This window comes from Iodobacter violaceini (assembly GCF_011601265.1).
GTDB classification, from domain to species: domain Bacteria; phylum Pseudomonadota; class Gammaproteobacteria; order Burkholderiales; family Chitinibacteraceae; genus Iodobacter; species Iodobacter violaceini.
The window spans coordinates 223856-250165 of sequence record NZ_JAAOLX010000003.1; the positions used below are offsets into that span (position 1 = coordinate 223856).

Annotated in this window: 22 protein-coding genes; 13 read left to right on the forward strand and 9 right to left on the reverse strand. The window is 48.6% G+C overall.

Annotated elements, in window-relative coordinates:
* Positions 1-2: 2 nt before the first annotated feature.
* Positions 3-869, reverse strand: coding sequence for a LysR family transcriptional regulator (locus HA050_RS07140; RefSeq protein WP_166823941.1), 867 nt, complete (start codon positions 867-869; stop codon positions 3-5).
* A gap of 98 nt (positions 870-967) precedes the next feature.
* Here HA050_RS07140 and HA050_RS07145 point away from each other — a divergent pair, with 98 nt between their 5' ends.
* A complete protein-coding gene (locus HA050_RS07145) occupies positions 968-1948 on the forward strand; it encodes a nitrilase family protein (RefSeq protein WP_166823943.1) in 981 nt (326 codons plus the stop codon).
* On the opposite strand, the gene HA050_RS07150 is transcribed toward HA050_RS07145, so the two are convergent.
* Positions 1945-2103, reverse strand: a complete 159-nt coding sequence (locus HA050_RS07150; protein WP_166823946.1) for a hypothetical protein — start codon at positions 2101-2103, stop codon at positions 1945-1947. The two genes, HA050_RS07145 and HA050_RS07150, sit on opposite strands and share 4 nt — an antisense overlap.
* Positions 2104-2614: 511 nt before the next feature.
* Here HA050_RS07150 and HA050_RS07155 point away from each other — a divergent pair.
* Positions 2615-3394, forward strand: coding sequence for a bestrophin-like domain (locus HA050_RS07155; protein WP_166823949.1), 780 nt, complete (start codon positions 2615-2617; stop codon positions 3392-3394).
* A 29-nt stretch (positions 3395-3423) separates the two neighbouring features.
* On the opposite strand, the gene HA050_RS07160 is transcribed toward HA050_RS07155, so the two are convergent.
* On the reverse strand, positions 3424-4872 hold the full coding sequence (locus HA050_RS07160; RefSeq protein ID WP_240929009.1) for an aminotransferase-like domain-containing protein: 1449 nt from the start codon (positions 4870-4872) through the stop codon (positions 3424-3426).
* Positions 4873-4994: 122 nt separating this feature from the next.
* Between HA050_RS07160 and HA050_RS07165 the strand changes: the two genes are divergently transcribed.
* From HA050_RS07165 to acs, 7 genes are all read left to right on the forward strand, one after another.
* Entirely contained in the window at positions 4995-5600 is a 606-nt protein-coding gene (locus HA050_RS07165) for a LysE family translocator (RefSeq protein WP_099398793.1), read from the forward strand.
* A gap of 9 nt (positions 5601-5609) precedes the next feature.
* The gene (locus tag HA050_RS07170) at positions 5610-6326 is read left to right on the forward strand and encodes an aspartate/glutamate racemase family protein (RefSeq protein WP_166823952.1); all 717 of its coding nucleotides are present in this window, start codon (positions 5610-5612) and stop codon (positions 6324-6326) included.
* Positions 6326-6859, forward strand: coding sequence for a GNAT family N-acetyltransferase (locus tag HA050_RS07175; protein WP_166823955.1), 534 nt, complete (start codon positions 6326-6328; stop codon positions 6857-6859). The genes HA050_RS07170 and HA050_RS07175 overlap by 1 nt, the downstream gene beginning before the upstream one ends.
* Position 6860: 1 nt before the next feature.
* Complete coding sequence (locus tag HA050_RS07180) at positions 6861-7415, forward strand: GNAT family N-acetyltransferase (RefSeq protein WP_205836335.1); 555 nt, start codon at positions 6861-6863, stop codon at positions 7413-7415.
* Positions 7416-7419: 4 nt separating this feature from the next.
* Entirely contained in the window at positions 7420-8127 is a 708-nt protein-coding gene (locus HA050_RS07185; protein ID WP_166823958.1) for a hypothetical protein, read from the forward strand.
* Positions 8128-8129: 2 nt separating this feature from the next.
* Positions 8130-8567, forward strand: a complete 438-nt coding sequence (locus HA050_RS07190) for an acetyltransferase (protein WP_166823961.1) — start codon at positions 8130-8132, stop codon at positions 8565-8567.
* A gap of 247 nt (positions 8568-8814) precedes the next feature.
* A complete protein-coding gene (gene acs, locus HA050_RS07195; RefSeq protein ID WP_166823964.1) occupies positions 8815-10785 on the forward strand; it encodes an acetate--CoA ligase in 1971 nt (656 codons plus the stop codon).
* A gap of 350 nt (positions 10786-11135) precedes the next feature.
* Here the strand turns inward: acs and HA050_RS07200 are convergent, their stop codons facing one another.
* From HA050_RS07200 to HA050_RS07210, 3 genes are all read right to left on the reverse strand, one after another.
* Entirely contained in the window at positions 11136-12179 is a 1044-nt protein-coding gene (locus HA050_RS07200) for a hypothetical protein (protein ID WP_166823966.1), read from the reverse strand.
* Positions 12180-12828: 649 nt separating this feature from the next.
* On the reverse strand, positions 12829-13242 hold the full coding sequence (locus tag HA050_RS07205; protein ID WP_166823969.1) for a GFA family protein: 414 nt from the start codon (positions 13240-13242) through the stop codon (positions 12829-12831).
* 153 nt (positions 13243-13395) lie between these two features.
* Positions 13396-13779: a DUF6404 family protein gene (locus HA050_RS07210; RefSeq protein WP_166823972.1), complete on the reverse strand. Its 384-nt coding sequence runs from the start codon at positions 13777-13779 to the stop codon at positions 13396-13398.
* A 345-nt stretch (positions 13780-14124) separates the two neighbouring features.
* Between HA050_RS07210 and uvrB the strand changes: the two genes are divergently transcribed.
* On the forward strand, positions 14125-16140 hold the full coding sequence (gene uvrB, locus HA050_RS07215) for an excinuclease ABC subunit UvrB (RefSeq protein ID WP_166823975.1): 2016 nt from the start codon (positions 14125-14127) through the stop codon (positions 16138-16140).
* Between the two features lie 365 nt (positions 16141-16505).
* Complete coding sequence (locus HA050_RS07220) at positions 16506-18578, forward strand: prolyl oligopeptidase family serine peptidase (protein WP_166823978.1); 2073 nt, start codon at positions 16506-16508, stop codon at positions 18576-18578.
* A 198-nt stretch (positions 18579-18776) separates the two neighbouring features.
* Here the strand turns inward: HA050_RS07220 and efp are convergent, their stop codons facing one another.
* The 3 genes from efp to HA050_RS07235 are packed head-to-tail and all read right to left on the reverse strand — an operon-like array spanning position 18777 to position 22312.
* Positions 18777-19337, reverse strand: coding sequence for an elongation factor P (gene efp, locus HA050_RS07225; protein ID WP_099398349.1), 561 nt, complete (start codon positions 19335-19337; stop codon positions 18777-18779).
* A 36-nt stretch (positions 19338-19373) separates the two neighbouring features.
* Positions 19374-20516 carry an elongation factor P maturation arginine rhamnosyltransferase EarP gene (gene earP / locus HA050_RS07230; RefSeq protein WP_166823981.1) on the reverse strand — a complete coding sequence of 381 codons (1143 nt, stop codon included), beginning with the start codon at positions 20514-20516 and terminating at the stop codon, positions 19374-19376.
* Positions 20516-22312, reverse strand: a complete 1797-nt coding sequence (locus HA050_RS07235; protein WP_166823984.1) for a monovalent cation:proton antiporter-2 (CPA2) family protein — start codon at positions 22310-22312, stop codon at positions 20516-20518. Before HA050_RS07235 ends, earP begins: the two co-directional genes overlap by 1 nt.
* Positions 22313-22753: 441 nt before the next feature.
* Here HA050_RS07235 and HA050_RS07240 point away from each other — a divergent pair, with 441 nt between their 5' ends.
* Both HA050_RS07240 and HA050_RS07245 read left to right on the forward strand, forming a co-directional pair.
* Positions 22754-24796, forward strand: a complete 2043-nt coding sequence (locus HA050_RS07240) for a M3 family metallopeptidase (protein ID WP_166823986.1) — start codon at positions 22754-22756, stop codon at positions 24794-24796.
* Between the two features lie 121 nt (positions 24797-24917).
* The gene (locus tag HA050_RS07245; RefSeq protein ID WP_166823988.1) at positions 24918-26309 is read left to right on the forward strand and encodes a diguanylate cyclase; all 1392 of its coding nucleotides are present in this window, start codon (positions 24918-24920) and stop codon (positions 26307-26309) included.
* The last annotated feature ends 1 nt before the right edge of the window (position 26310 follow it).

Below are 26310 nucleotides of genomic sequence, written 5' to 3' on the forward strand. Positions count from 1 at the left end.
ACTCAAGGTTTGGCAAGCAGGTCAACAAAGCCCTTCACAACGGGGTCTTCCCGCCCGGCTTGCCAGGCTAAACCCACTTGCCAGTGTGCCGCAGGCTCATTAAAGGGTAAAAGCTGCACATTCTGCGGCAGCAACAGTCCGGCCCGATAAGGCAATAAAGCCACACCTAAACCGGCAGCTACAATCGCCAGAATGGTTTGTATATCTTCGCTGTATTGGGTGATGCGTGGATTAAATTGATGCGCATTGCACCACTGCTGAATGTGCGCCGCAAGGCCTGGCCCGCGAGTGGCAGTGAGTGCAATAAAACCCAGCGTGTTTAAATCAGCCAGCTGATCCGGCACCGCTTGCCATGTGCCCATAGCAGGGACCGCCAGGGCTAATTGCTCTGCAAAGAGCGGGAGCGTGGCTAAAGCGGCATCGCAGGGCAAGCGAATAAAACCCAGCTCCAGTTCGCCAGCCAGAATGCGCTGCGTCTGCTCTGCTGAGGAGTAATCATTAAGCGTAATCGCCACATCAGGGTAGCGCTGGCTAAACGCAGCAATCGCTTGCGGGGCAAATTCGAGCGCAGACAAACCAAAACCAATGCGCAGCCGCCCGCGCTCTCCCCGGCTGGCTTCTCTGGCACGCAGCAACACTTGATCAGCATCCTGAATTAAGCGCTGAGCATCAGGCAAAAACAGCGCTCCAAACGCAGTTAACTCTGCGCCATGGCGGCCGCGTTCAAATAATCTGGCACCCAGCTCGGCTTCTAAATTCGCAATTTGCTTACTCAGGGTTGGCTGCGTTACACAGAGCACATCCGCCGCCCGGCCAAAATGCCCCAGCCCAGCAAGGGTAATAAAGGAGCGCAGTAATTTGATATCCATTCTATTTTTCTATCAATGATGGGCATAAATTTCATTTTACGCATGAAACAGACCGCGGTTAAATCGCTTTATTCATTCACACCAAGGCGCAGCCCACCATGCCCAATACCACTTTAAATGTTGCCTCTGTTCAATTTCAGCATCGTGCGGGTGATAAGGCTTATAACCTGAGCCGCATTGCCGATTTTGCCGCCCAAGCCGCCAGCCAGGGTGTGCAGCTGCTCGCTTTTCCTGAAATGTGCATTACGGGCTACTGGCATGTCACAAAGCTGAGCCGTGAAGGCGTGGCGGGCTTAGCCGAGCCGCTGCATGGGCCTTCGATCACATCGGTCACAAAGCTGGCGCAACAGTATCAAATGGCGATTGGCGCGGGGCTGACAGAGCTGGGGGAGGATGGGCATTTTTATAATAGCTATGTGCTGTGCATGCCCGATGGCACACAACATTGCCACCGCAAGCTGCATGCTTTTGAGCACGAATCTATTCACCGCGGCAATCAATACACCGTATTTAATACGCCATGGGGAATACGCATCGCCATCCTGATTTGCTGGGATAACAACTTAGTTGAGAACGTGCGGGCCTGCGCGCTGCTTGGGGCCAGCCTGCTGCTTGCCCCGCATCAAACCGGTGGCACAAACTCGCGCAGCCCGCATGGCATGAAACCCATAGCCCTGGAAAAATGGCAGCAACGCCACATTAATCCTGCCGCCATTGAAGCCGAATTCAAAGGCCCTAATGGCCGGGAATGGTTGCTGCGCTGGCTGCCCGCCAGAGCGCACGATAACGGCCTGTTTATTATTTTCAGCAATGGTGTAGGCCAGGATGAGGAGGAAATCCGCACCGGCAACGCCATGATTATTGATCCCTATGGCCGCATCATTCATGAAACCTGGTTGGCCCAGGACGCCATGGTGGCCGCAGTGCTGGATTTAAACCTCGTCAATATGAGCACAGGCCAGCGCTGGATACGTGGCCGCAGGCCGGAGCTATATGGCCTGCTGACTCAGCCAACCGGCAAAGAGCTGGATGCACGCGAGGCGAGGTTTTCTACCGCCGCCACGCATCCTGTGGATTAAACGCCTGCAGCTTCATCCATAATGTCCTGCGCCATCTCGCCCAGCCGGACTAAAGCCTGGATATAGCTTTCATCCAAAGGCTGGCAACATGGGCAAATAGCTGCAAAATTGATGGCGCAGTGTAATTTAATATCAGCCGCGGCGACCCAACGCAAGCCCATTCCCAGCATTGGCTATTTAAACTGCCAAAATAAATTAAGGAATACAGCGTGAATTAAACATCGGCACACAACCGCTTCCTGTCCGTTTACGCAGGAAGCGTGAGTGTTAACCATCCTGTAAACTTAAGTAAAAGCCAATATATCTACATAACAAAAAATCAAGAAACAAACTAAATGCAAAGTATGTGATTTTCCCTGGCACTTGGTTCGCAAAGATTTTGTTCTTTATACTCCAAGAAAATTAAATCATTCATACAATAATTACAATCAATACTAAATAAATTATTTATTTATCAAAAAAATCTATTTTTACCAATTAATTCCAAAGAAAACAATAATTCACAACTGACAGCAGCTCTATTAAACAAAAGTGCAAAAACAAAAATATATGTTATTGTAAAGTAAGCAATTATATGATGATTTTATCTTCATGATCATTCGATAGATATCCATACAGACTCGCTGCCTTTGCACTCAATAGCAACGCTATCTAAAGGGGAATAAAATGACCTTCACCCTCATCGCCTTATTGACAACGGTTTGCATCTTTGCAGGCATCCTCATTTTCTCTGAAATTGGCCGACGACTGGGTTTAGCCAAATTAAAACGGGACCCAAACGGACTAGCCAACGGAGTCGGTGCTGCTGAAAGTGCTGTATTTGGCTTGCTTGGCCTGGTCATTGCATTTACTTTTTCAGGCGCAGCATCGCGATTTGAAGAGCGCCGTCATTTAATAACCCAAGAAGCCAACGCCATCGGCACGGCCTATTTGCGTATAGACCTGTTGCCTGCCGATGTTCAGCCCGAAATACGTGCACTATTCCGACGCTATCTTGAATTACGCTCAAACAGCTACCAAAATGCGGAAAACAAGGCCGAAACCCAGCAAAAAATGGATGAAACAGCCGCATTACAGGCAAAAATATGGCAAAAAGTTTTAACTGCCAGCCGCAAACCCAACGAACCTGTTTCCAGTGCCACACTGCTTTTACCAGCACTCAATGACATGATCGATATCACCACCACACGTGCAATGGCTACAAAAAACCACCCTCCTTTTATCGTGTTCCTACTGCTTGCGGGGCTAAGCTTTGCCGGTGCACTTTTGGTGGGCTACGATATGTCGGATAACAAGGAACGCAGCCTGCTACACACCTTTTCCTTTGCCTTTATTATGTCTTTGGCCCTATATGTCATCATCGATCTGGAATTCCCACGGCTGGGCCTTATCAATGTTGATGCAGCAGATCAGGTTTTTATAGAACTTCAAAAATCTATGAATTAATCCTGATTTACTCACAGAAGCATCTGATTTTAAGCGCCAGCCGCTTCATCCATGATGTCCTGCGCCATTTCGCCCAGCCGCACTAAAGCCCGGATATAGCTTTCATCCAAAGGCTGGCAACAGGATAAACGCAGTGCCGAGGTATGGCGGCCGCCGGGGGAATACAGCGGGCCGGGCGAGATGCTGATCTTCTCGGCAATGGCGCGATGAAACAATTTCACGCTGTCGCAGCTGGCAGGCAGCTCTACCCAGAATAAAAACCCGCCAGCAGGCTGGGTGGCGCTGGTGCCCTGCGGAAAATGCCCGGCAATCAGCGCGCGTACTTTATCCACCTGAATCGCGTAGCGGCGTTTGAGCTGGCGTAAATGATGATCGTAACCACCTGATTCTAAAAAGAGGCCCAGCGTTTCGCTCAGCACCAAAGATTCGGCAACAGAATAAGAGAATTTAAGTTTACGAATCTGCTCGGTAAAACGCCCGCCTTCTACCCAGCCTATCCTGAAATCAGGGGCCAGCGTTTTGGTGTAACTGGCGCAAATGACCACCCAGCCCTCTTCGTCAAACGCTTTTACAGCGGGCGCAAAGGCTTCACCAAATTGCAGTTCAGCATAGAGCGCGTCTTCGATCAAGGGGATTTGATAACGCTTTAACAGGCCAGCCAAGCGCCGTTTGTTTTCCAGCGGCATGCTACAGCCCAAAGGGTTATGCACATTAGGCATGGCCACAATGGCCTGCAGCTGGCCATCAATCAGTAATTGCTCCAAGGCATCAAGCGACAGACCCGTTTGCGGATCAGTCGGTATTTCAACCGCCTTTAAACCCAGGCTGCTGAACAGCGGCAACAAATTAAAGTAGGTCGGCGATTCAATCCCAACAGCGTCTCCACGCACGCAGATGGCGCGCAAAGACAATTGCAAGGCCTCCATACAGCCATGGGTAAGCACGATGTTTTCGGCTTGCAAAGACATGCCCAGCTCCACACTGCGGCGGGCAATCTGGGTGCGTAATCGCTCCGACCCCGGCGGCAAAGCATAGCTGCTGACCATGCCCGGGTTTTGCCTGAGCACCTGCCCCATAATCCGCGCCAGCTTATTGCTGGGGTAAAAATCGCCCCCCTTAGGGCAGGCTAAAGCCAGATTGATATAACCCGGCGTTTGCTGGGCCAATAAAGCGGCACCGATTAAATCCAGCACCTCACCGGCCGGGCCTTGAGCCGGGCTGGGTGTTGCTGCAACTTTTGCAGCCGGAAGCATAGGAAGATGGCTGCGCACGTAATAACCAGATTGCGGCCTGACCACTACAAGGCCACGGTCTTCCAGCATCCGGTAAGCGGTGAGGACGGTATTTAAAGACAGCCTGCGGCTTTGTGCTGTTTTACGTACCGATGGCAATCGGGAGCCTGGCGGTAAAGAACCGTGGCTGATCGCCAGCGCAAAATCATCGGCCAGCTGTTGGTAAAGCGTATCCACTTGCATCATCAGTACCAGATAAGACCGTCATGTCTAAATTGTACCCATAAAAATAAGCAAGTAATGCCACTGTAACCTTTATAACGATGCTTTTATGATGAATTGCCTTTTACCTATAACGAGCCAAGCCTATGTTTAACCCTGCCTTACTGAGCTATGTCTCGCTGATGTCCGTCACCCCCGGCCCCAATAATCTGATGCTGGCGGCTTCTGGCGGCAATTTTGGTTTTCGCCGCAGCATTCCGCATTTATTAGGTATTAGCATTGGCCACGGCATTCAAGTGTTTATCGTTGGCGTACTCCTTGCGTGGGTAATGGCCAGCATTAATACAGTACGCCCAATTTTAGGCGTCTTTGGCTGCGCTTATTTATTGTGGCTGTCGTGGAAAATATGGAAAGCCGGATCGCCTGAAGGCAAAGAAGCCGCCAAACCTATGAGCTTTTTAGCTGCAGCACTATTTCAGTGGATTAACCCCAAAGCATGGGTGATGGTGATCAATACCGTGATTCTGTTTTTGCCTGCTGAGCAAAATAGCATGCTCGCCGCAGCGGGCTTAGCCGTTTTATGTGCGCTGATTAATTTACCCTGCATCTGTATCTGGGCATGGTTGGGCGATGCTTTACGCCAGCATTTGCTGATCCCCAAAATATTAAAATTATTTAACGGCATTATGGCCAGCCTGATGGCGATCACGGCATTCTTTTTATTGCATGGTGAATTGGCTTTGTTGGCTTAAAGGTGAAATATGAAAACCATCGGCATGATAGGCGGCATGAGCTGGGAATCCAGCCAGATTTACTATCAAAGAGCGAATCAGCTCATTAAAGAAAAAATGGGCGGCCTGCATTCTGCCAAAGTCATTCTGCTGAGTGTGGATTTTGCAGAAATAGCAGCGCTGCAAAGCACAGGGCAATGGGATAAAGCTGGCGAAATCATGGCTAAAGCTGCTTATTCCCTGCAATTAGCCGGAGCAGATTTGATGATCTTATGCACCAATACCATGCATAAATTAACTGCTGAAATTGAAGCGAAAATCCAGATTCCATTTTTGCATATTGCAGATGCCACTGCAGCGGCAATTAAAACTGCAGGCATTAAAAAAATTGCTCTATTGGGTACAAAATTCACCATGGAGCAAGATTTTTACCGTGGCAGATTAGCCAGCCTGCATCAGCTGGAAGTGATCACCCCAAATGAAGCGGGCCGTAACAGAGTGCACGAGATTATTTATCAGGAGCTGTGCCATGGTCTTGTTAAAGAATCATCCAGACAAGAATATATTGCCATCATCCAGCAATTAATTGAGCAAGGTGCAGAAGGAGTCATACTGGGCTGCACAGAAATTACCATGCTGATTCAGCAGCAGGATGTGGATATCCCGATATTTGATACCACCGGGCTGCATATACGCAATGCCATTCATGCAGCCTGCGCCGAACACGCAATGACATTGGAATCATAATGAATATAAAACTAAATACACTTACTTTAAGAACATTCAGACCCGATGATTTAGCCTTTGTTTTTTCTGGCCTGTCCAACCCGGTAGTGATTAAACACTATGGTATTTCATATTCAACAGAAAGCGCTTGCCTGGAACAAATGAGCTGGTATCAATCCATTGCCGAGCAAGGCACAGGCTGTTGGCTGGCCATTGAATCGGCAGGTACGCCGCTTGGCGCATTAGGGCTGAATAATATCTGCCAGGAACACAAAAACGCCGAACTAGGCTACTGGTTATTACCCCAACACTGGGGCAAAGGCATTATGCAGGAAGCATTGCAGGGTTTACTCAGCTATGCCTTTAATGAATTAAAGCTACACCGCATCAGCGCCGAAGTAGAAACAGAAAATTTAAAATCGCAGCAGCTATTGCAAGCCTTTCATTTTACTTTAGAGGGCATCAGCCGAGATTGTGAAATCAAAGAAGGTAAATATATATCACTGATGAATTATTCATTACTCAGCCATGAATTAAAAAATAACAGGCCATAAAATGAGCATCTGTTTAGAAACAGCAAGATTAATCCTTAAACCTCTTACCGAAGCAGACAGAGGCTTTTTTAACCAGCTCCAACAACACCCGGATGTCATGCGATATGTAAGTGATCCTTTATCTGCCGATGCAATCAATGAAAAATTTAACAGCCGTCTGCCCGCATGGACCAAACACAGCTCGCACTGGCTGTGCCTGGTAATGATTGATAAACACCGCAATACACCCATTGGGATAACTGGCTTTATGCCCGAGTGGGAGCCATATCAGCAGGCTGAAGTTGGTTTTTTATTGCACCCCAATGAGCAGGGCAAAGGCTATGGCAAAGAATCTTTACAAGCCATATTGCAATTTGCTTTTAATGATTGCTTATTTCACAAAATAAAAGCCACAGTAACAGAAGGAAATATCGCCTCAGCCAGCTTATTAGAGCGGGTTGGATTTATACAAGAAGGCAGAATCAGAAATAACTTTAAATTAAATCAACAATGGCACAATGATTTAATTTATGGATTATTAAATTCTGAATTTTCACCCGCATTCACTAAGAATTAATCATATGAAATCCGCAATCTGCCTTTTTACATTCGCCTTATCAGCTTGTGGCGGCGGTGGCAGCGATCCGGCAACACCCGTCCCCCTTAGCAGCAGCGAATATCTGGCCTGGCACTATGCAGCCAGCGATACGCAGGCGATCTATGCAAAGCTTGGCGATGCGGGTGCAGGCATCAGCAGCCCTATTATTCCCAAAGGCAGCTTTAGCTATGATGCTAACGGCCAATACAGCTGGGGTAATGGCTTAAGCGGCGGCAGTGCGGTGTATCACCTGCCGGAAAACCCACACCTGCCCTTTGCCGCCATGCTTTGCGAGCCTGGGCTGGGAGGCGTTAAAGATAAAAAAGGCAGCTATGTTTTAATCGCCGCCAATGCCACCAAAGTGAGCTCGGCTATCGAGCTGGCCGGGCAACGCTTTGAAACCAGCGTGAGCGATTGCCAGGATGACAGCCAAATTGAGCATTTAAGCTTTGATGCCCAAGGGAATATGACGCGCACAACATTTAATTCCCCCAATAGCCCGGGTGTAAGCCTGGTGTATTCCCCTGCTGATTTTCAACAAATGCAAACAGGTTTGGTAATCCTTGGCCATAGCACCCGCTTGCAAGCCTTTAAGCTGATTGCCGAAGGTAAAACCCGCTATATCATGGTTGAACAAGATAAATCACTCAATGGCGATGGCAAAGATTCTATTTACTTATGGAAACAATAACGATGCAAATAACCACAGCCATCCCTAATGAATACCCAGAACTATTAAAAATTTGGGAGTCCTCAGTCAGAGCTACGCATGATTTTTTATCTGAAGACGATATTCAATTTTATAAATCTAAAATGCTGAGCGATTTCTTTCCCGCAGTCTCATTGCAATGCGCGAAAGATAATCAGGAAAAAATAACCGGTTTTATTGGCTTGAGCGAGGGCAATATAGAAATGTTATTTATCGCCCCCGAGCACAGAGGCCTGGGAATTGGCAGTATGCTTTTAAATGATGCCATCACTCATCATCAAGCGAGCAAAGTGGATGTGAATGAGCAAAACACCCAGGCAATTATTTTTTATGAGCATATGGGTTTTAAAACAATCAATCGATCTGCTCTTGATAGTATGAGCAACCCTTTTCCTATTTTGCATATGCAGCTTTCCGCATAAAATGTCCGGTTAATAAAACAGCTAAACTCCCCTCCAGAGGGGGTATCTATCTTTTGTGCTTAAACATCTTCAATCTCGGGGCCCGCTTTACCCCCCACTGAAGTTGAAGATACCCGCAGCGTAAAACCCTCATATCAGCCTTTCTGATTCACCCCATCAAAAAACACAATTAGCTTTACAGCAGCCCCCGCTGATACATTGGTGCTGATCCGATTTATCTGACTATCTCTGCAAGAAGGAAGCCTAAATGAGCAGCATTGATTCCGTACTTAAGGAAACCCGTCTGTTTCCACCTTCTGACGATTTCCGTACTAAAGCAAATGTATCCGGCATGGAGGGCTATCACACCCTTTGCGAGAAAGCTAATAGCGATTATCAAGGCTTTTGGGGCGATTTGGGCCGCGAGTTAGTCAGCTGGCGCAAGCCTTTTACCAAGGTATTGGACGAATCCAATGCGCCGTTTTTCAAGTGGTTTGAAGACGGTGAAATGAATGTGTCCTACAACTGCCTCGACCGTCATCTTGAAAGCAAAGCGAATAAAGTAGCGATTATTTTTGAAGCAGACGATGGCTCAGTCTCCCGCGTAACTTACCGCGAGCTGTATCACCGCGTTTGCCAGTTTGCCAATGGGCTGAAGAGCCTTGGCGTGGTCAAGGGTGACCGCGTGGTGATCTACATGCCGCACACCGTTGAAGCAATTATCGCCATGCAAGCCTGCGCCCGTATCGGTGCAATTCACTCGGTGGTATTCGGCGGCTTCTCTGCGGGCGCGCTGCGTGATCGCATCCAGGATGCTGCGGCCAAGATTGTGATTACCGCCAATGAATCGGTACGCGGCGGCAAAGCCACGCCACTGAAAGCCATGACAGACGAAGCGCTGGGCATTGGCAACTGCGAATCTGTCGAAAAAGTGATTGTGTTCCAGCGCACCGGCACCAAGCCGGATCACTGGAGCGAAAGCAATAATGTCTGGTGGCATCAGCTGGTTAAAGGCCTGCCTGATGTATGCGAGCCAGAATGGATGAACGCCGAAGATCCGCTGTTTGTGCTCTATACCTCCGGCTCAACAGGTAAGCCTAAGGGCATTCAGCATTCCAGCGCGGGCTACTTCCTTGGCACGCAAGTATCCATGAAATGGGTGTTCGATTACAAAGAAGACGATGTGTACTGGTGCACGGCCGATGTGGGCTGGATTACCGGCCACAGCTATATTGCCTACGGCCCGCTGGGCATTGGTGCCACGCAAGTGGTGTTTGAAGGCGTGCCCACCTATCCGGATGCTGGCCGCTTCTGGGCGATGATTGAAAAACACCAGGTCACCACCTTTTACACCGCACCAACCGCAATCCGCTCGCTGATTAAACTGGGTGGCGAGTTGCCTAAGCAATATGATCTATCCAGCCTGCGCCTCTTGGGCACAGTGGGTGAGCCGATTAATCCTGATGCATGGATGTGGTATCACGAGGTCATCGGTGGCGGCCGTTGCCCGATTGTAGATACCTGGTGGCAGACCGAAACCGGCTCCAATATGGTGGCTCCACTGCCAGGCGCAGTGGCAACCAAACCGGGTTCTTGCACCCTGCCGCTGCCAGGCATTATGACGGCGATTGTGGATGAATCCGGCGCGCCGGTAGAGCCGGGCAAAGGTGGGTCCTTGGTAATTACCCGCCCGTTCCCATCTTTGGTACGCACCATTTATAACGATGCCGCACGCTTTAAGAGCACCTACTTCCCGGAAGAATTTAACGGCAAGTTTTACCTGGCTGGTGATTCGGCGCATTACGACGAGCACGGCTATATCTGGATTATGGGCCGCATCGACGACGTGCTGAATGTATCCGGCCACCGCCTTGGCACCATGGAAATTGAATCGGCTCTGGCTGCCAACCCGCTGGTTGCAGAAGCCGCAGTGGTAGGTAAGCCGCACGATATCAAGGGCGAATCAGTCGTTGCCTTTGTGGTGCTCAAGGGTGATCGCCCTGAAGGCGAGGCAGGTAAAGCGGTAGCCAAACAGCTGCGCGAATGGGTAGCTCACGAGATCGGCAAAATTGCTCAGCCGGATGAAATCCGCTTTGGCGACAATCTGCCTAAAACACGCTCCGGCAAAATCATGCGCCGCCTGCTCAGAAATATCGCCAAGGGTGAAGAAATTACCCAGGATATTTCCACACTGGAAAACCCTGCAATCCTGGAACAACTGCGCCACAGCGCACTGTAACAGCCATAAAAAATACTGCGTCACGGCAGCTTTTGATGCCCCGGCTATAGCCGGGGCTTTTTTTTAACAATGAAATACGCAGATTACTGAGAATATGGCTCAGAATAAATCCAAAAATAAAATAGCTTGCACTCAATCTATTCACTAAAAACTAAGCATTCGTTTTGTGCACACCGCTCACTTCAATGTGGCTGTTTAATTGCTAATACGCAATTACAGTAAGATTGGACCAATTGGATTTAAAAAATAAAAAGCCACCATATCAGCTATGGCGGCTTTTTTATTAAAGATACCGAGTGTTTCTAAAAATTAAAATCTGCAACTAGCAAGATTTATCCCTTTAATTTCGATCACACCCGCCATTGCCCATCGATATAAACGTTTTCATCGCCGAAATACACACCGGTAGTGGCGACAAATACGTCGATATGAAAACGCGTGTCTTTGCGTTTAAATTGCGGTTTGTTATAGCTGCCGTGCTTGGCGCCCAGCGATAAATGAACGCCGCACAGCCGCTCAAAAGTACCGATATCGCTTACGGTGCGCTCGCGGCTGAATGCACGATTCAGGCCCAGGCCCAGCTCACGCACCCACACCTCGCCTTCCACTGCACGGATTTTAGCCAGCACTTCATCAAAATACGGCGTGCTGTTTTCTACCCCAACCACACAGCCCTGCTCAACAATCAGAGTGATCGGCAGAGCCGGAAAATTGCAATGAAAGCTGGTATCGCCAAACACAAAAATATCGGCGCGGCCGCTCAGCTGCGTTAAATCACGCGCTTCAGTAAACACTTCGCCAATCGGAAACTGCCCGCCAATATGCTTCATCTGGCGGTAATCGCCCACATTCAGCTTTGCGCCCTCCAGCGGGCCGGCATAGGTCAGCACCTGGCCCTCGCCGCTGGTGATGCGCGCGTGCGGCGCCGCATTGATCCGCGCCTGCAAGGCCGCGCCCGTGCCGCGATAATATTCAGCATCGTAAGCCAACGCTTCAATATACAAAGGCGCTTCATCCGCCACCATGCGCGCCAGATGCACATGCTCGATCACTTTTAACTCTTGATTAAACAACTGCACCCGCAAACGATAGGCATCGAGGCGAAAATGCGTCGACTGAATCAACACCACCAAAGCCCCGGCAGGCTGAGCATGAAACGCCGCCATCACCGCATCATTATCCACGCTGCTGATTTCAATCACCTGCGCGCTTGGCAAAGCCAGCTGATAGCTATCCGCCAACACCTGCGCCAAAGGGCATTCAACATCGTAAACAATCAAAGCCGCTTCATCGCTGCGATGACCAATCGCCACGCTGACAATATCGCGCACATGGGCAGCCGCCGCAGCGCGGTGCTGGGCATTCAGTTCGCAGTAATGGGGGGTATTTATCATTGGGTGTACTTCTGTGCGTGATTCAACAATGGCGACACCTTAACGCAATGATTCAGCCATGTAAAAAAAGCTGGGCCTTGAAGTACAAAGGGAGCGGGGAACAGGGGGTTTCACGGAAGAATGCCAGGGCATAAGGGGAATGGTTTTGAGGGGTGGGCGCAAGCAGCGTATTTTTCAGTATCGCTCGTGAGTAAGCACCCCACAGGCGCTAAACAAAATCAAAAAGACCTTTTTAGTGCCTTCGGCACGTTGATTTTGGAGCGGTCGCCACCGCGGGGGCCTTCCTTTCTTGAACGGCCAAGAAACGAAGCCAAAGAAGGCCGCCCCACGAAACACGAAAACCCCTCATCTGCGGACAATCGAGCGGCGGCTGCGGGACTCACTCGCTTCGCTCGCTCAAACATCCTCGCCGAAACCCCGCCCGCTTGTTCCTCGCTTCGGCGTGTTTCAAGGGGACTTTAAGCCCTATACGAAGAGCGTGGTTAGTATGTTTTTCGCTGTTTGCTAATAAAAAAACGATGTAGTTAGCAAGTAGCTTGGACATGATTTATCTGCTCAACGCATATCTCTAAATAAACTGTTGGGCTGATAAAGCTTTAGCCCAATCTACCGTGCAGCCCCATTAAGCACCTTGTTATGAGAATGCCCTTTATCCTTGAGGGGAACCTTGTTTTTTGGGAAGTTGAGGATCCATAAAATCCCAGGTTGCGGCTCCTGCCACATAGAAATCTAACTTGGGCACGTAGTGCGATGCATCGTTTAAGGTGCCAGCTTTTATGCCCAGCATACCGGGAAGATTGCTGAACTTTGCGAACAATTGAGCGCCACAATTCGGGCAGAAACCTCTTTTATGCGTACCTCCGCTATCCGCCATTGACTCAAAATATTTTGCCTCGCCAGAAACAAACACATTTTTTTCGGGGAAAAGCATTGCTGGGATATAAGCACTACCCGAGCTTCTTTGGCAGTCTTTGCAGTGACAGTTACCAGCAAATAATGGTTCAACATCAGCTGAATAGTGGATTTCGCCACAAAGACACTGCCCTGCGTATTTTGAATTCATATTTAACTCTCTGCGGATTCTGATCATAAAGTGAAGCTAAGGAGTAAGCACGATAGCAAGTTACTTGTGCATGTTTTATCTGCCCGGCGCATCTCCGTAAATACAAAGATTAGACAATACGCCTTAGCCCAAGCTACTTTAGCAAGCTAAAATTCAGGCTTCATTATCACTATGCAGCAAGTTTTCCCAAGATGGCAGCTTGTACTTCATACGGCCATAAGCATAGTAAGCAGCCATTGCAACACCAAAAAACATGCCCGCCAACATAGCTCTAGTGACTACATCCCCCCAATAAATACCCTGACTGGACCAAACGAGCAGCCACATTGATAGCCCCCACACCGCACTGAAATATGCCGCACAAGAAATAGCCGTATTTGCAAAACTTACGAAATGCGGTGGCCGAACACTAAAACCAATACGCCGAAGTAACCTAGTAGCTGGCGGCAGGTAGTTAGACTTCCATATTCCAGTGGAATCCAGAACTTCAGTTGCTCTTCTGAACTTAGCTTCATAAACAAGATCCGTAGTCTTCATGGGGACTTCCTCATAAAAAATTGCCATACTTGCCCCACAATATGAAGAGCCCGTTTATGGAACAAATAAGCACAAAGCCTGGTAACAAAATTCAGCAGCTATAATTTACGCAAAACATTACATTAACTTGACATAAGTTACACATTAAATAAAAGTTACTAAAAGAAACAACTGCATTTACATCACAACCTGAATACCAAATTACATACATCCAGGCACGGCCCCTATTCGCCTCCATTACTTGCACGGCCAACAAACCACTCCCCCCCAAAAACCATTAAAGCGGACGAGCGTTCTATTGGGTAGAATAAGCCTACTTCGCCTCGTCAACACAGGATCTTGCCCATGTTTGTCGATTACCCCGGCAGCCCCTATCGCCTGTTTCAGCCATTTCCGCCTGCTGGCGATCAGCCAACGGCCATTGCTCAGTTGCTTGAAGGGCTGGATGATGGTTTGCAGTATCAGACCCTGCTTGGGGTAACAGGCTCGGGTAAGACTTATACGATGGCCAATGTGATTGCCCAGTCAGGGCGGCCAGCTATTTTGATGGCACCGAATAAGACACTGGCGGCGCAGCTTTACTCGGAGATGCGTGAATTCTTTCCGCAAAATGCGGTTGAATACTTTGTGTCTTACTACGATTACTACCAGCCCGAAGCCTATGTGCCCAGCCGCGATTTATTTATCGAGAAAGACTCGGCGATTAATGAGCATATCGAGCAGATGCGGCTCTCTGCCACCAAGGCAATTTTAGAGCGGCCCGATTGTATTATTGTGGCCACTGTCAGCGCGATTTACGGGATTGGCGATCCCAGCTCTTACCACCAGATGATTTTGCACCTGAAAGAAGGCGAGCGCGTTGCCCAGCGCGATATGATCAAACGCCTCACCGCCATGCAATACGATAGAAACGACACCGATTTCAGCCGTGGTTGTTTCAGGGTGCGCGGCGATGTGATCGATATCTTCCCCGCCGAATCCGCCGAATTAGCACTGCGGGTGAATTTATTTGATGATGAATTAGAAACGCTGCAATTATTCGACCCGCTTACAGGCCATATCAAACAGCGCGTGGGCCGCTTTACGGTTTTCCCCAGCAGCCATTACGTTACCCCGCGTGAAAAAGTGCTGGAAGCCATCGAAACCATTAAGGCCGAGCTGACTGACCGGCTGGCGTTTTATTACAAAGAACACAAATTAGTCGAAGCGCAACGGCTGGAGCAGCGCACCCGTTTTGATTTAGAAATGCTGATCGAAATGGGCTTTTGTAAGGGCATTGAAAACTACTCGCGGCATTTCTCCGGCAAGCCGGCAGGCTCGGCCCCGCCGACGCTGATCAACTATATGCCGCCTAATTCGATCATGATTATCGACGAAAGCCACGTCACCATTCCGCAAATTGGCGCGATGTATAAGGGCGACCGATCACGCAAAGAAAATTTGGTCGATTATGGTTTCCGCATGCCCTCCGCGCTGGACAACCGGCCGCTGAAATTTGAAGAATTTGAGCAGCTGATGCCGCAAACGGTGTTTGTCTCCGCCACGCCTGCAGATTACGAGGCCAGGCATCAGGGGCAGATTGTGGAGCAAGTGGTGCGCCCGACGGGCCTGGTAGACCCGATTATTGAAGTGCGGCCTGTGGGCACGCAGGTGGATGATTTGCTCTCTGAAATCAAACTGCGCACCGAGCAGGGCGAGCGGGTGCTGGTAACCACGCTGACCAAACGCATGAGCGAGCAGCTGACAGATTATCTGAACGAGCACGGGGTAAAAGTGCGCTATTTGCACTCGGATATTGATACCGTAGAGCGCGTCGAAATCCTGCGCGATTTGCGCCTTGGCGTATTTGATGTGCTGATCGGGATTAACTTATTGCGCGAAGGCCTGGATATCCCGGAGGTTTCCCTGGTGGCGATTTTAGACGCAGATAAAGAAGGCTTTTTAAGATCAGAGCGCAGCTTAATCCAGACTATTGGCCGCGCCGCGCGTAATTTAAATGGTAAAGCGATTCTCTACGCCGATCGAATCACCAATTCGATGAAAAAGGCCATCGATGAAACCGAACGCCGCCGCGCCAAACAAACCGCATTTAATCAGGCCAATGGCATTACGCCGCGCAGCGTAGTCAAACGCATCAAGGATATTATCGACGGCGTATATAACGAAGAAGCCGCCGTAGCCGCCAGGTTAGAAATGAAGCGGCAAAAAATGCTCAATGAGTTTGACGAAAAATCCCTGGCCAAAGAATTAAAACGCCTCGAAAAAGAAATGATCGAAGCCGCTAAAAACCTGGAATTTGAAAAAGCAGCCCAATTACGCGATCAACTGAAAATGCTGAAAGATCAGGTATTTGGGAATTGATGCCGGTTAATCACTCAATGAATTCAAAGTTCTGCAGGCATGCGCATCTTTATACTCGCGCGTGGAAAAAAATGCCTTCGCAGGTTGGGTTCGCTGATTTTTAGCGGAAAAATCAGTGTAACCCAACGTTTATGCGGAAAAAAATATTGGGTTACCCGATATATCGCTAAGCGGGGCCCCCCCGCACACAGACTGCTAACCCAAGCTACAAATTCCCCTTAAGCTGACAGGCACCGCCACCATCACACTTATTGCTTAATCCCCTCCTGCCTCAGGCAAATATGCTATATTTTCCGACCCATATGGCATATGTGCAAATGTTCGCCTGCCCATCTGTTTAATCATTGATTTCAGCAAGGAAGAATATGCAAAAAGTATTACTTTCAATGGCACTGGCCAGCGCCAGCCTGCTGGCCCATGCCGCCAGCGATCAATTTGAATGGCTTGAAGATGTAGCGGGTAAAAAATCATTAGATTGGGTAAAGGCGCAAAATGCCATTAGCCATGGAATGTTAGAAAAAGAAGCCGGTTTTGCCCCGCTAAAAAATGATGTTTTGGATATCCTTAATTCAAAAGAGCGCATCGCCTATGTGAATAAAATGGGCGGCTATTTTTATAATTTCTGGCGCGATGGCGATCATCAGCGTGGTATTTGGCGGCGCACTACCCTGGCCAGCTATAAAACAGCGAATCCAGATTGGGAAACCGTATTAGATTTAGATGCATTGGCCAAAGCTGAAAACGCCAATTGGGTTTATAAAGGCGCAGACTGCCGCTATCCACAATACGACAGATGCTTAATCAGCCTTTCCCGTGGCGGTGCCGATGCGGTGGAAGTGCGTGAATTCGATTTAAATAAAAAATCCTTTGTAAAAGATGGCTTTAGCCTGCCTGAAGCTAAATCAGATGTCAGCTGGCAAGGTAAGGATAGCGTGTTTGTGGCCAGCGATTTTGGCAAAGACAGCCAGACTGATTCGGGCTATCCGCGCATTGTTAAGCTTTGGCAGCGCGGCACGCCGCTCAGCGCCGCTAAAACTATTTTTGAAGGGCAAAAAACAGATATTTCTGTTTCTGCCATGGTGGCCGAAGATGCAGGCTACCGCCGCGAGATTATCCGCCGTGGCGTTACCTTTTATACCAATGAAACCTATTTGCGCAGCGGTGAAAAACTCAGCCGCATTGCCGTGCCGGATGATGCCAATATCAGCTTCTTTGGTCCGCAAATCCTGATCACACTTAAATCCGCATGGACTATCGGCGGCAAAACCTGGCCCAGCGGCAGCCTGATCGCCAGCGATTTTGAGAAATTCCAGGCAGGTGAGCGCCAATTTACTCAGCTCTTTAACCCCAGCCCAACCACCGCACTGAATGGCACCACCGCCACCAAAAACTTCCTGATTGTTGAAGCGCTCGATAATGTAAAAGGCCGCCTGACAGAATGGCGCTTTAAAGAAGGAAAATGGTCGCAACGCGCCATTAATGCCCCTGCTTTTGGCACGATCGGAGCGACGGCGATTGATCCGGATGCCTTGGATGATTACTTCTTCACCCACGCCGATTTCCTTACCCCGGATTCGCTCTATCTGGCCCATGCAGGCACAGATGAGCGGGAGCTGCTTAAACAACGCCCTGCCTTCTTTGACGCCAGCAGCATGGAAATCGCGCAAAACGAAGCCGTTTCTAAAGATGGCACGCGCATTCCCTACTTTATCGTTAAGCCTAAAAACTTAAAAACCGATGCCAATACCCCCACGCTGCTCTATGGCTATGGCGGCTTTGAAGTCAGCCTCACGCCGTATTATTCGGCTGGTGCAGGTAAAGCCTGGCTGGAAAAAGGCGGCGTGTATGTGCTGGCCAATATCCGTGGTGGCGGTGAATTTGGCCCGCGCTGGCATCAGGCTGCGCTGAAAGAAAACCGCCAGAAAGCCTATGATGATTTTATCGCTGTGGCGACAGACCTGATTGCTAAGAAAATCACCCAGCCGAAAAAGCTCGGCATTATGGGCGGCAGCAATGGCGGGCTGCTGATGGGGGTAATGATGACCCAACGCCCGGATTTATTTGGCGCCGTGGTTTGCCAGGTGCCGCTCCTGGATATGCGCCGCTTTAATCAGCTGCTGGCAGGGGCTTCATGGATGGGCGAATATGGCAATCCGGATGTGCCCGCTGAGTGGGATTACATCAGCAAATACTCACCGTATCACAATATCAGGGCCAAAACGCAATACCCGAACATCCTCTTTACCACCTCCACCCGCGACGACCGTGTCCACCCAGGGCACGCACGTAAAATGATGGCAAAGATGCAAAGCGAGGGCGTTAAATCGGTTTGGTACTATGAAAACATGGAAGGCGGCCATGCAGGCGCGGCAGACAACAGCCAGAAAGCCGATATGACTGCGCTGGAATACAGCTTTTTGTGGAAAATGTTGAAGTAAGCCTCTAAAACCCAGGTCTTGAACCACAAAGTTAAGGAGGACACGGAGATACACGGAAAAAAACAATAACCATTTGAATTCTCTGTTTCTTTTCTCCGTAAAACTCCGTGTTCTCTGTGTCCTCCGTGTTTTAAAATTTGGGTTTAAATAAAAAAAGCCACCTTCTGCAAGGTGGCTTTTTTTGATTCTAAACGGCGATTAAGCGCGTTTTTTGAATTCGTTGAAGCGTGTATCGATTTCGATTTTGTCACCGATTTCAATAAATGCAGCAACTGGCAATTCGTAACCATTGGAGAGGCGGGCTGGCTTCATTACCTTGCCTGAAGTATCGCCACGAACTGCTGGCTCGGTGTAAACCACTTCACGTACGATGGTGGTAGGCATTTCAACAGAAATCGCTTTACCTTCGTAGAAAGTCACTTCGCACTGATCTTCCATGCCGTCTTCGATAAAGTTCAGGGAATCACCCAGATTGTCTTTTTCGATTTCGTACTGGTTAAACTCAGCATCCATAAATACATACATAGGATCAGCAAAGTAAGAATAAGTACATTCTTTGCGATCTAATGTAACTACTTCAAATTTTTCGTCAGCTTTGTAAACGTTTTCTGAAGAAGATGTACCCAGCAAGCTTTTTGCTTTCATCTTTACAACAGAAGAGTTACGGCCAGATTTGCTGTATTCGGTTTTTTGAACGACCCAAGGTTGAGCATCAACCATGATTACGTTACCAACGCGAACTTCTTGTGCGGTTTTGATTGCCATTGCGGTGTTTACCTAGAGCTTAAGTGATGGTTAAAATTTAACTCGCCATTTTACCTTGCTATTTACGAATCTGACCAGATTAGTGGCGAGATCCCCGCGTTTAATCAAATTTTTCTGCCATGCCACAGCATGGCGCTTTAAGGCAGATATCTCGGGAAAAAGCTTATGCCATGCGGCTTTGAGATCTCCTCCGTGGTTCCATGCCTGCCAAAAATCATTGAATGCCTGTGCAGATTTACCGGGACAAGCGGCCAGATAAAGTGCCAAAAATGCATCCAGTTTGGCACGATGCGCATCATCATCCTGAGGATAAATATGCCAGATCAGGGGTAAAGCGGCCCACTGCGCACGCACAAATGAATCTTCACCCCGTACAAAATTAAGATCGCAGCTCCAAAGCAGCCGGTCGTAATCATCCTGTGATTGCATCGGCAGCACAGACAGGCTGAGCGCACCAAGGCAAATCGTGGTGCCCACCGGCAACGCCTGCCCTAAGGCGGCTTCGGCCACAGGCAGCAACAGGCCCTCAGGCATAAACACCTGCACAGGGCGGTCTGATTGCTGCCAGCAGCTTAATAAATCAGCCAGCCCCTGATTGGCATAGGCAAAGAGAGACACCTTAATACTATGGGCCTGTACAGCCTGCCATTGCCCCAAATACGCATCGCTGTCCGCCTGCGACCATGCTGCTTTGGCACTAAGCTGAGCCTGCTCACCCAGTAAGCCGCCTGTGCCATCCACAAAACCGGGAAAGAAAAAGAATTTAGGCAGGCCCTGAGCAGGAGAAGGCAGGCCGTGACAGCCCGTCACCCAATCCTCTGCAGAGAGATATTCCAGATTCAGCCAAACCCGCTCACGCCGATCAGCTTTCATGGCGGCAATATAGCTTGCAGGCAAATCACAGGCAAAAGCCTCAATCACCACATCGGCAGGCTCCACACAGGGTAAAGGCTCACACCAGTGCCGTACCTCCACGTCAGCACACACCTGCACAGGCAAATCAGTACAAATATCTGCCTGAATTCGCTGAAAGCTGATTAAATCGTCTGCCCACAGCCTTACTGTTAAACCATATTCACGCGACAATTGCCGTGCCAGGCGCCAGCACACACCAATATCGCCGTAATTATCAACCACACGGCAAAAGATATCCCAGCGAATTATTTTATTCATTAATCAATCACTTTCTTTTCTTCTGCGGCATAGACATTTCTGTCTGCCACAAATAAATCACTCATTTGCTGGCGGTTTTCTTTAGCCAGGGCAATTAATGCTTCCATATCATCTTTATGCTCTAATTGCTCTAATAATGATGCTTCATCGTGGCGCTGAAAAATATCAATCATTCGCTCTGCATGGGCAGGTGAATATCCAAGCGCCAATAAAGTATGCTCAGCAGCCGTTAAGCTGCTTTCCCATACTTCACGAATCACCACATCCACATCTAAATCCATTAAAGATAAAGCATGGGTACGATTATGTGCCCGCGCAATAATACGCAGATGCGGAAACTTGCGCTTTGCCATTTGCGCCAAATGCAGGGAATCGCTGATATTATCAATGGCAATTAATAATACAGAGGCCTGCTTTGCCCCCGCCTTTCTGAGTAAATCATGGCGGGTTGCATCGCCAAAATAAATTTTATGCCCTACTTTCTTTAAAAACTCGATATGCTCAGGGTCTTTATCCAGCGCGGTAAATTGCATTCCTTTTGCCGACAGCAAACGCCCGGTTGCCTGGCCAAACCTGCCGAACCCGGCAATGATGACTTTATTGCTGTCAAATTTAACATTACTGTAATCAACCGTTTTTTCTTTGCCTTTGCGCTGAATTAAACGCTCAAATATCATAAGCAGGGGCGCATTTAAGGCCATTGATAAACCCACCACAATGGTGATTTCTTCTGTGATCTGCTTATCCAGAATATGCAAAGATAAAGCCTGTGCCATCACCACAAAAGCAAATTCACCCCCCTGTGCCAGCATCAGCCCCAGCCTGAAACTATTTAATTTTGACTGCCCTGTAGTACCCGCAATTAAAGCCGCAATGACCGAGCTTTTTACCAGAAGCAGCAATAATGCGCCTGCCAATAAAAACCACGGATCTGCCAGCAGCATTTTTAAATTGATGCTGGTGCCGATAGTAATAAAAAACAAACCTAATAATAAGCCTTTAAATGGCTCAATATCCGCCTCAAGCTGATGCCTGAAGCTGGAATTAGCCAGCATAATCCCGGCAATAAACGCCCCCATGGCCATGGATAAGCCGGCATAATCAAAACCTAAAGCAGCGCCTAATACAATCAGTAATGCTGCCGCAGTCATTACTTCTGAATTACCATACTTCGCCACAATTTTAAGCAGCGGGCTGAGCAAATAAGTACCAATAAACAGTGTAATCACTACGGCAAGCAAACCCAGCCACCATGGCACAATATGGCCGCCTGGATCGGGAGCCATCGCTTGTAAACTCAGTAATACGGGAATAACCGCCAAATCCTGCATCAGCAAAATGGCAAAACCAATCCGGCCAATTGGCTGATTAAGCATGCTGCGCTCTTTTAACAGCTGAACAGCAAATGCCGTAGAAGATAAAGCCAGCGTTACGCCAACCATCAGCGATGCTTTAAACTCAAGGCTTAAAGAAACGACGGATAAACCAGCAAGCGCCAGACCGCAAAGCAATAATTGAGCGCCGCCCAGGCCAATGATTTTTTTACGCATCTGCCAGAGTGATTTTGGATTTAATTCTAATCCCAAAACAAATAGCAAAAGCACCACGCCTATTTCTGCAAAGTCCAGCACAGCAACAGGGTCTTCAATAAACCCCAAAAAATATGGCCCCACAATCACCCCGGCCACTAAATAGCCGAGGATTGACCCCAGATTAAAACGCTTAAATACCGGAACTGCAATCACCGCTGCTGCCAGTAAAACAACAGAAGTGTGTAATAGCTGATTATTCTCCAACGCTTTCTCCTAAGCTATTTTTGCATTACGACGTAATCTGTAAATCACTCACAGCATCGCCACTTATTTTTTGACCTTACTCATGCCAGCCATCATTTTATTACATCATCATTTTCTGAATTAGTGATGAAAACATCGACGCTGTTTATAGCACTCTGCTGCAATATTCAATTTGAAAAATTTTCAAATTATTCACAAATACCGGGTTTGGGGCTGATTTTCAATCATAGCAGTGGCATGAGTCACGCCATCTTCACCTCAAACACGTTCAGATTAATACCACGCTTTTTCAGTAAAATATGACAATTTTCTTAAAATACGTTTTTAACTGAGCAATGATTAAATAAAAATTTAGCATTAAATGTTTAGTATTGGTTTCACCAATAGCCAGCACTATGCCAATGCAATAAAATAAACATTCTAAAGTCTCAGGCGTCAATCATGCACACAGAGCACAATCCTTTATTGCAAGAATGGCAAAGCCCTTTTGGCCTGCCACCATTTGATCAAATTCTGCCCGGGCATTTTCCCCCTGCTTTTGCTTTTGCGATGGCGCAACATCGCGCCGAATTAAATGCAATTGCCGAACAAACCAGCCTGCCTGATTTTGCTAATAGTGCAGAGTGCTTTGCCCTTGCCGGCTCATTACTTGCGCGCATCAATGCCCTGTTTGAAAACCTGACGGCTTCAGAAACAAGCCCGGAGCTGGAAGCAATCCAGCTCACACTCGCACCGCAACTTGCTGCCCACCATAATATGGTTTATCAGCAGGAAGGCGTTTTTACACGTATTAATGCCCTTTATCAGCAACGCAAAGATTTGGGCTTAAGCACAGAAAAGCTGCGGCTCTTAGAACGTATTCACTTAAATTTTGTAAGAAATGGCGCTGAGCTGACAGGTGAATCAAAGCAGCGATTTTCAGATATCGTGGCCGCTCTGGCCACACTCTGCACACAATTTTCGCAAAATGTACGCAGCGATGAGGCGGAATATCGCCTGCAGCTTCATGATGAAAATGATTTGGCCGGCCTGCCGGACTCCATCAGAGAATCCGCAAAACAGGCAGCGGCAGACCGTGGCACAGAAGGTTGCGTTATAACACTCAGCCGCTCTTCCGTTGTGCCATTTCTGACTTATTCCAGCCGCAGGGATTTACGCGAAATCGCGCACAAAGCATGGAAAAGCCGCGGTGCACACGCAGGTAAAACAGATAACCGCCTCATCGTCCCGCAAATTCTGGCGCTGCGGCAAGAGCAGGCCCAATTGCTGGGTTATGCCAATTTTGCAGATTACGCCTTAAATGACCGCATGGCAGGCACGCCACAAGCGGCAATGGATTTACTGCAAAAAGTGTGGGCACCTGCACTGGAACGCGTGCACGAAGAGCAAGCTGACTTGCAAACCCTGGCCGCAGAGCTGGGCGAGCCGCTGGATATCGAGCCATGGGATTGGTTTTATCTGGCCGAGCAGCAACGCCTGGCGCGATTTGATTTAGATGACGCCGAAATCAAACCTTACTTTGCTCTGGAAAATATGATTGCCGCCGCTTTTGATTGCGCGCATCGCCTGTTTGGCCTGAGCTTTAAAGAGCGCTGTGATCTGCCGCTATATCACCCCGATGCACGGCTTTGGGAAGTCTGCCGCGAGGGCGAGGTGATCGGCCTCTTTATTGGCGACAATTTCTCTCGCACCAGCAAGCAAGGCGGGGCGTGGATGCATGAGTTTCGCAGCCAGAGCCGCAGTGAAGGCAAGCGCATTGTGCCCATTGTGATCAACAATAATAATTTCTCTAAAGCCCCGGCAGGGCAGGCTACGCTGTTGTCTTTTGACGATGTGCGCACTTTATTCCACGAATTTGGCCATGGTTTGCACGGGCTGCTGTCAGATGTTGAATACAGCCTGCTGGCAGGACCGGCTGTGGCACGGGATTATGTAGAGCTGCCTTCTCAACTCTTTGAAAACTGGGCCGAACAGGACGAAGTGCTCAAAAAGCATGCCTTGCATATTAAAACCGGCGAAGCGATTCCAGATACCCTGCTTGCCAAAATCAAAAATGCACGCTTTTTTAATCAGGGTTTTGAAACTGTGCGCTATCTGGGCTCTGCCCTGCTTGATTTACAAATCCATTTAGATTTAACTGAAAAAGTGCAGGATATCAGTGCTTTTGAAGCAGCCACGCTGGAAAAAATCGGCCTGCCCATAGCTGCAGGAATTAACCACCGCCTGCCCCATTTCGGGCATCTGTTTTCGAGCGATGGTTATGCGGCAGGCTATTACGTATATATGTGGGCCGAAGTCTTAGAAGCAGATGCTTTTAATGCTTTTGCAGAAACGGGCAACCCTTTCGATCCGGCAACGGCAGAGCGCCTGTACCGCACGATTTACAGCGTGGGCAATTCTATCGATCCGGCCAGTGCATGGCTGGCATTTCGTGGCCGTCCGGCAGAGGTAGCTCCCCTGCTTGCCAAACGTGGCTTAAATTAAGTAAACACAAGCCACATTTCTCTGATGACGGCTTGTATATGGAGCAAGCCGTCATCCGGAGCATAAAACCAGAACGCAAGCGAACTGTTATTGTCAGCAAACACACATCAAGAGCCCGGCCATGAGTAAACCTACTGCCAGACCTAAGCCGATCGTGTTAATCGTCGATGATATGCCAGACAGTATTGCCATCCTCTCTTCTTGTCTTGAGGATGAGTACCAGCTGCTCACCGCCAGCAATGGCCACACTGCATTAAAACTGGCAAAAGAATATCTGCCGGATTTAATCCTGCTTGATGTCATTATGCCGGAGCTGGATGGCTACTCCGTATGTGCACAACTCAAATCCAACCCGGATACAGCGAAAATTCCCCTGATATTTGTTACTGCTTTATTAAGCACAGCAGATGAAGAGCGGGGCTTTGCAGCGGGTGCGGTGGATTATGTTAATAAGCCCATCAGCCGTGCCATTTTGCGCGCAAGGGTGCGTGCCCATATTGCTCAGAATAAAATGCATCATGAGCTCTTGGCCTTTACTGAAGAATTAGAACAAAAAGAACAGGATGCGGAGAAATCCCAGCGCTTGCTGAATGCGGTGCTCGATGCCATCCCCATCCGTGTTTTCTGGAAAGACCCCGATTCCCGCTATATTGGCTGTAACAGGCATTTTGCCAATGACAATGGAGTCAGCTCATCAGAGGAGATCATCGGCAGAACAGACTTTGACCTGATGCCCGAGCGCGCCAATGCCCTGCAAGCCTTCGCCCAGACGGTGATCCGTACCGGGCAAAGCCTGCTTAATCAGGAAGGAGCCATTACCACTCACGATGGCAAGCTCACCCATATCAGCCTGAACCATGTACCGCTGCTGGAAAGCGATGGCTCTGTCATTGGGATTGTGGGGGCTTATGAAGACATCACCCAGAGAAAACACACTTTTGATGCCTTGCAAGAAGCCAAACTAAAGCTGGAAAACAAGCTGGAAGAAATCGTTTCTTTGCAGGAAAAACTACTGGAAGCCGCTTTAAGAGATCCGCTGACCGGCTTATACAACCGCCGTTATCTGGCAGAAACTTTAGATATTATGCTGGCCCAGGCCACACGGAATCAGATGCCGCTCAGCGCGGTGATGATTGATATCGATCACTTTAAAACAGTTAATGATACTTATGGCCACCCGGCTGGGGATGAAGCACTGAAATGCCTGGCCCGCTTTTTAAGCGCTCAGGCCCGAACCAGCGATATTGTTTGCCGCCTTGGGGGAGAGGAGTTTTTAATTCTGATGATGGGCGCTTCAGCCGAAAACGCCCAAATTAAAATTGATAAATACCGTGAAGATTTTTCTAAAATCACCATCCGCCATCAAAACAGTGCTTTAAAAATCACTTTTTCTGCAGGTATCGCGGTTTACCCGAATCACACTGAAAGCTCTAAAAAACTGCTTGAATACGCCGATTTGGCACTCTATGCCTCAAAGCATAATGGCAGAAACCGGGTTTCAATTTTTAGCTGAG

Coding starts and splice junctions, on each gene's coding strand:
- HA050_RS07180 (WP_205836335.1), top strand. CDS start 6,861: ATGAGCATCTGTTTAGAAACAGCAAGATTAATCCTTAAACCTCTTACC.
- HA050_RS07155 (WP_166823949.1), top strand. CDS start 2,615: ATGACCTTCACCCTCATCGCCTTATTGACAACGGTTTGCATCTTTGCA.
- HA050_RS07185 (WP_166823958.1), top strand. CDS start 7,420: ATGAAATCCGCAATCTGCCTTTTTACATTCGCCTTATCAGCTTGTGGC.
- HA050_RS07200 (WP_166823966.1), bottom strand. CDS start 12,179: ATGATAAATACCCCCCATTACTGCGAACTGAATGCCCAGCACCGCGCT.
- acs (WP_166823964.1), top strand. CDS start 8,815: ATGAGCAGCATTGATTCCGTACTTAAGGAAACCCGTCTGTTTCCACCT.
- HA050_RS07160 (WP_240929009.1), bottom strand. CDS start 4,872: ATGATGCAAGTGGATACGCTTTACCAACAGCTGGCCGATGATTTTGCG.
- HA050_RS07175 (WP_166823955.1), top strand. CDS start 6,326: ATGAATATAAAACTAAATACACTTACTTTAAGAACATTCAGACCCGAT.
- earP (WP_166823981.1), bottom strand. CDS start 20,516: ATGAATAAAATAATTCGCTGGGATATCTTTTGCCGTGTGGTTGATAAT.
- HA050_RS07170 (WP_166823952.1), top strand. CDS start 5,610: ATGAAAACCATCGGCATGATAGGCGGCATGAGCTGGGAATCCAGCCAG.
- HA050_RS07205 (WP_166823969.1), bottom strand. CDS start 13,242: ATGAATTCAAAATACGCAGGGCAGTGTCTTTGTGGCGAAATCCACTAT.
- HA050_RS07220 (WP_166823978.1), top strand. CDS start 16,506: ATGCAAAAAGTATTACTTTCAATGGCACTGGCCAGCGCCAGCCTGCTG.
- HA050_RS07190 (WP_166823961.1), top strand. CDS start 8,130: ATGCAAATAACCACAGCCATCCCTAATGAATACCCAGAACTATTAAAA.
- HA050_RS07145 (WP_166823943.1), top strand. CDS start 968: ATGCCCAATACCACTTTAAATGTTGCCTCTGTTCAATTTCAGCATCGT.
- HA050_RS07165 (WP_099398793.1), top strand. CDS start 4,995: ATGTTTAACCCTGCCTTACTGAGCTATGTCTCGCTGATGTCCGTCACC.
- HA050_RS07210 (WP_166823972.1), bottom strand. CDS start 13,779: ATGAAGACTACGGATCTTGTTTATGAAGCTAAGTTCAGAAGAGCAACT.
- HA050_RS07240 (WP_166823986.1), top strand. CDS start 22,754: ATGCACACAGAGCACAATCCTTTATTGCAAGAATGGCAAAGCCCTTTT.
- HA050_RS07245 (WP_166823988.1), top strand. CDS start 24,918: ATGAGTAAACCTACTGCCAGACCTAAGCCGATCGTGTTAATCGTCGAT.
- uvrB (WP_166823975.1), top strand. CDS start 14,125: ATGTTTGTCGATTACCCCGGCAGCCCCTATCGCCTGTTTCAGCCATTT.
- HA050_RS07140 (WP_166823941.1), bottom strand. CDS start 869: ATGGATATCAAATTACTGCGCTCCTTTATTACCCTTGCTGGGCTGGGG.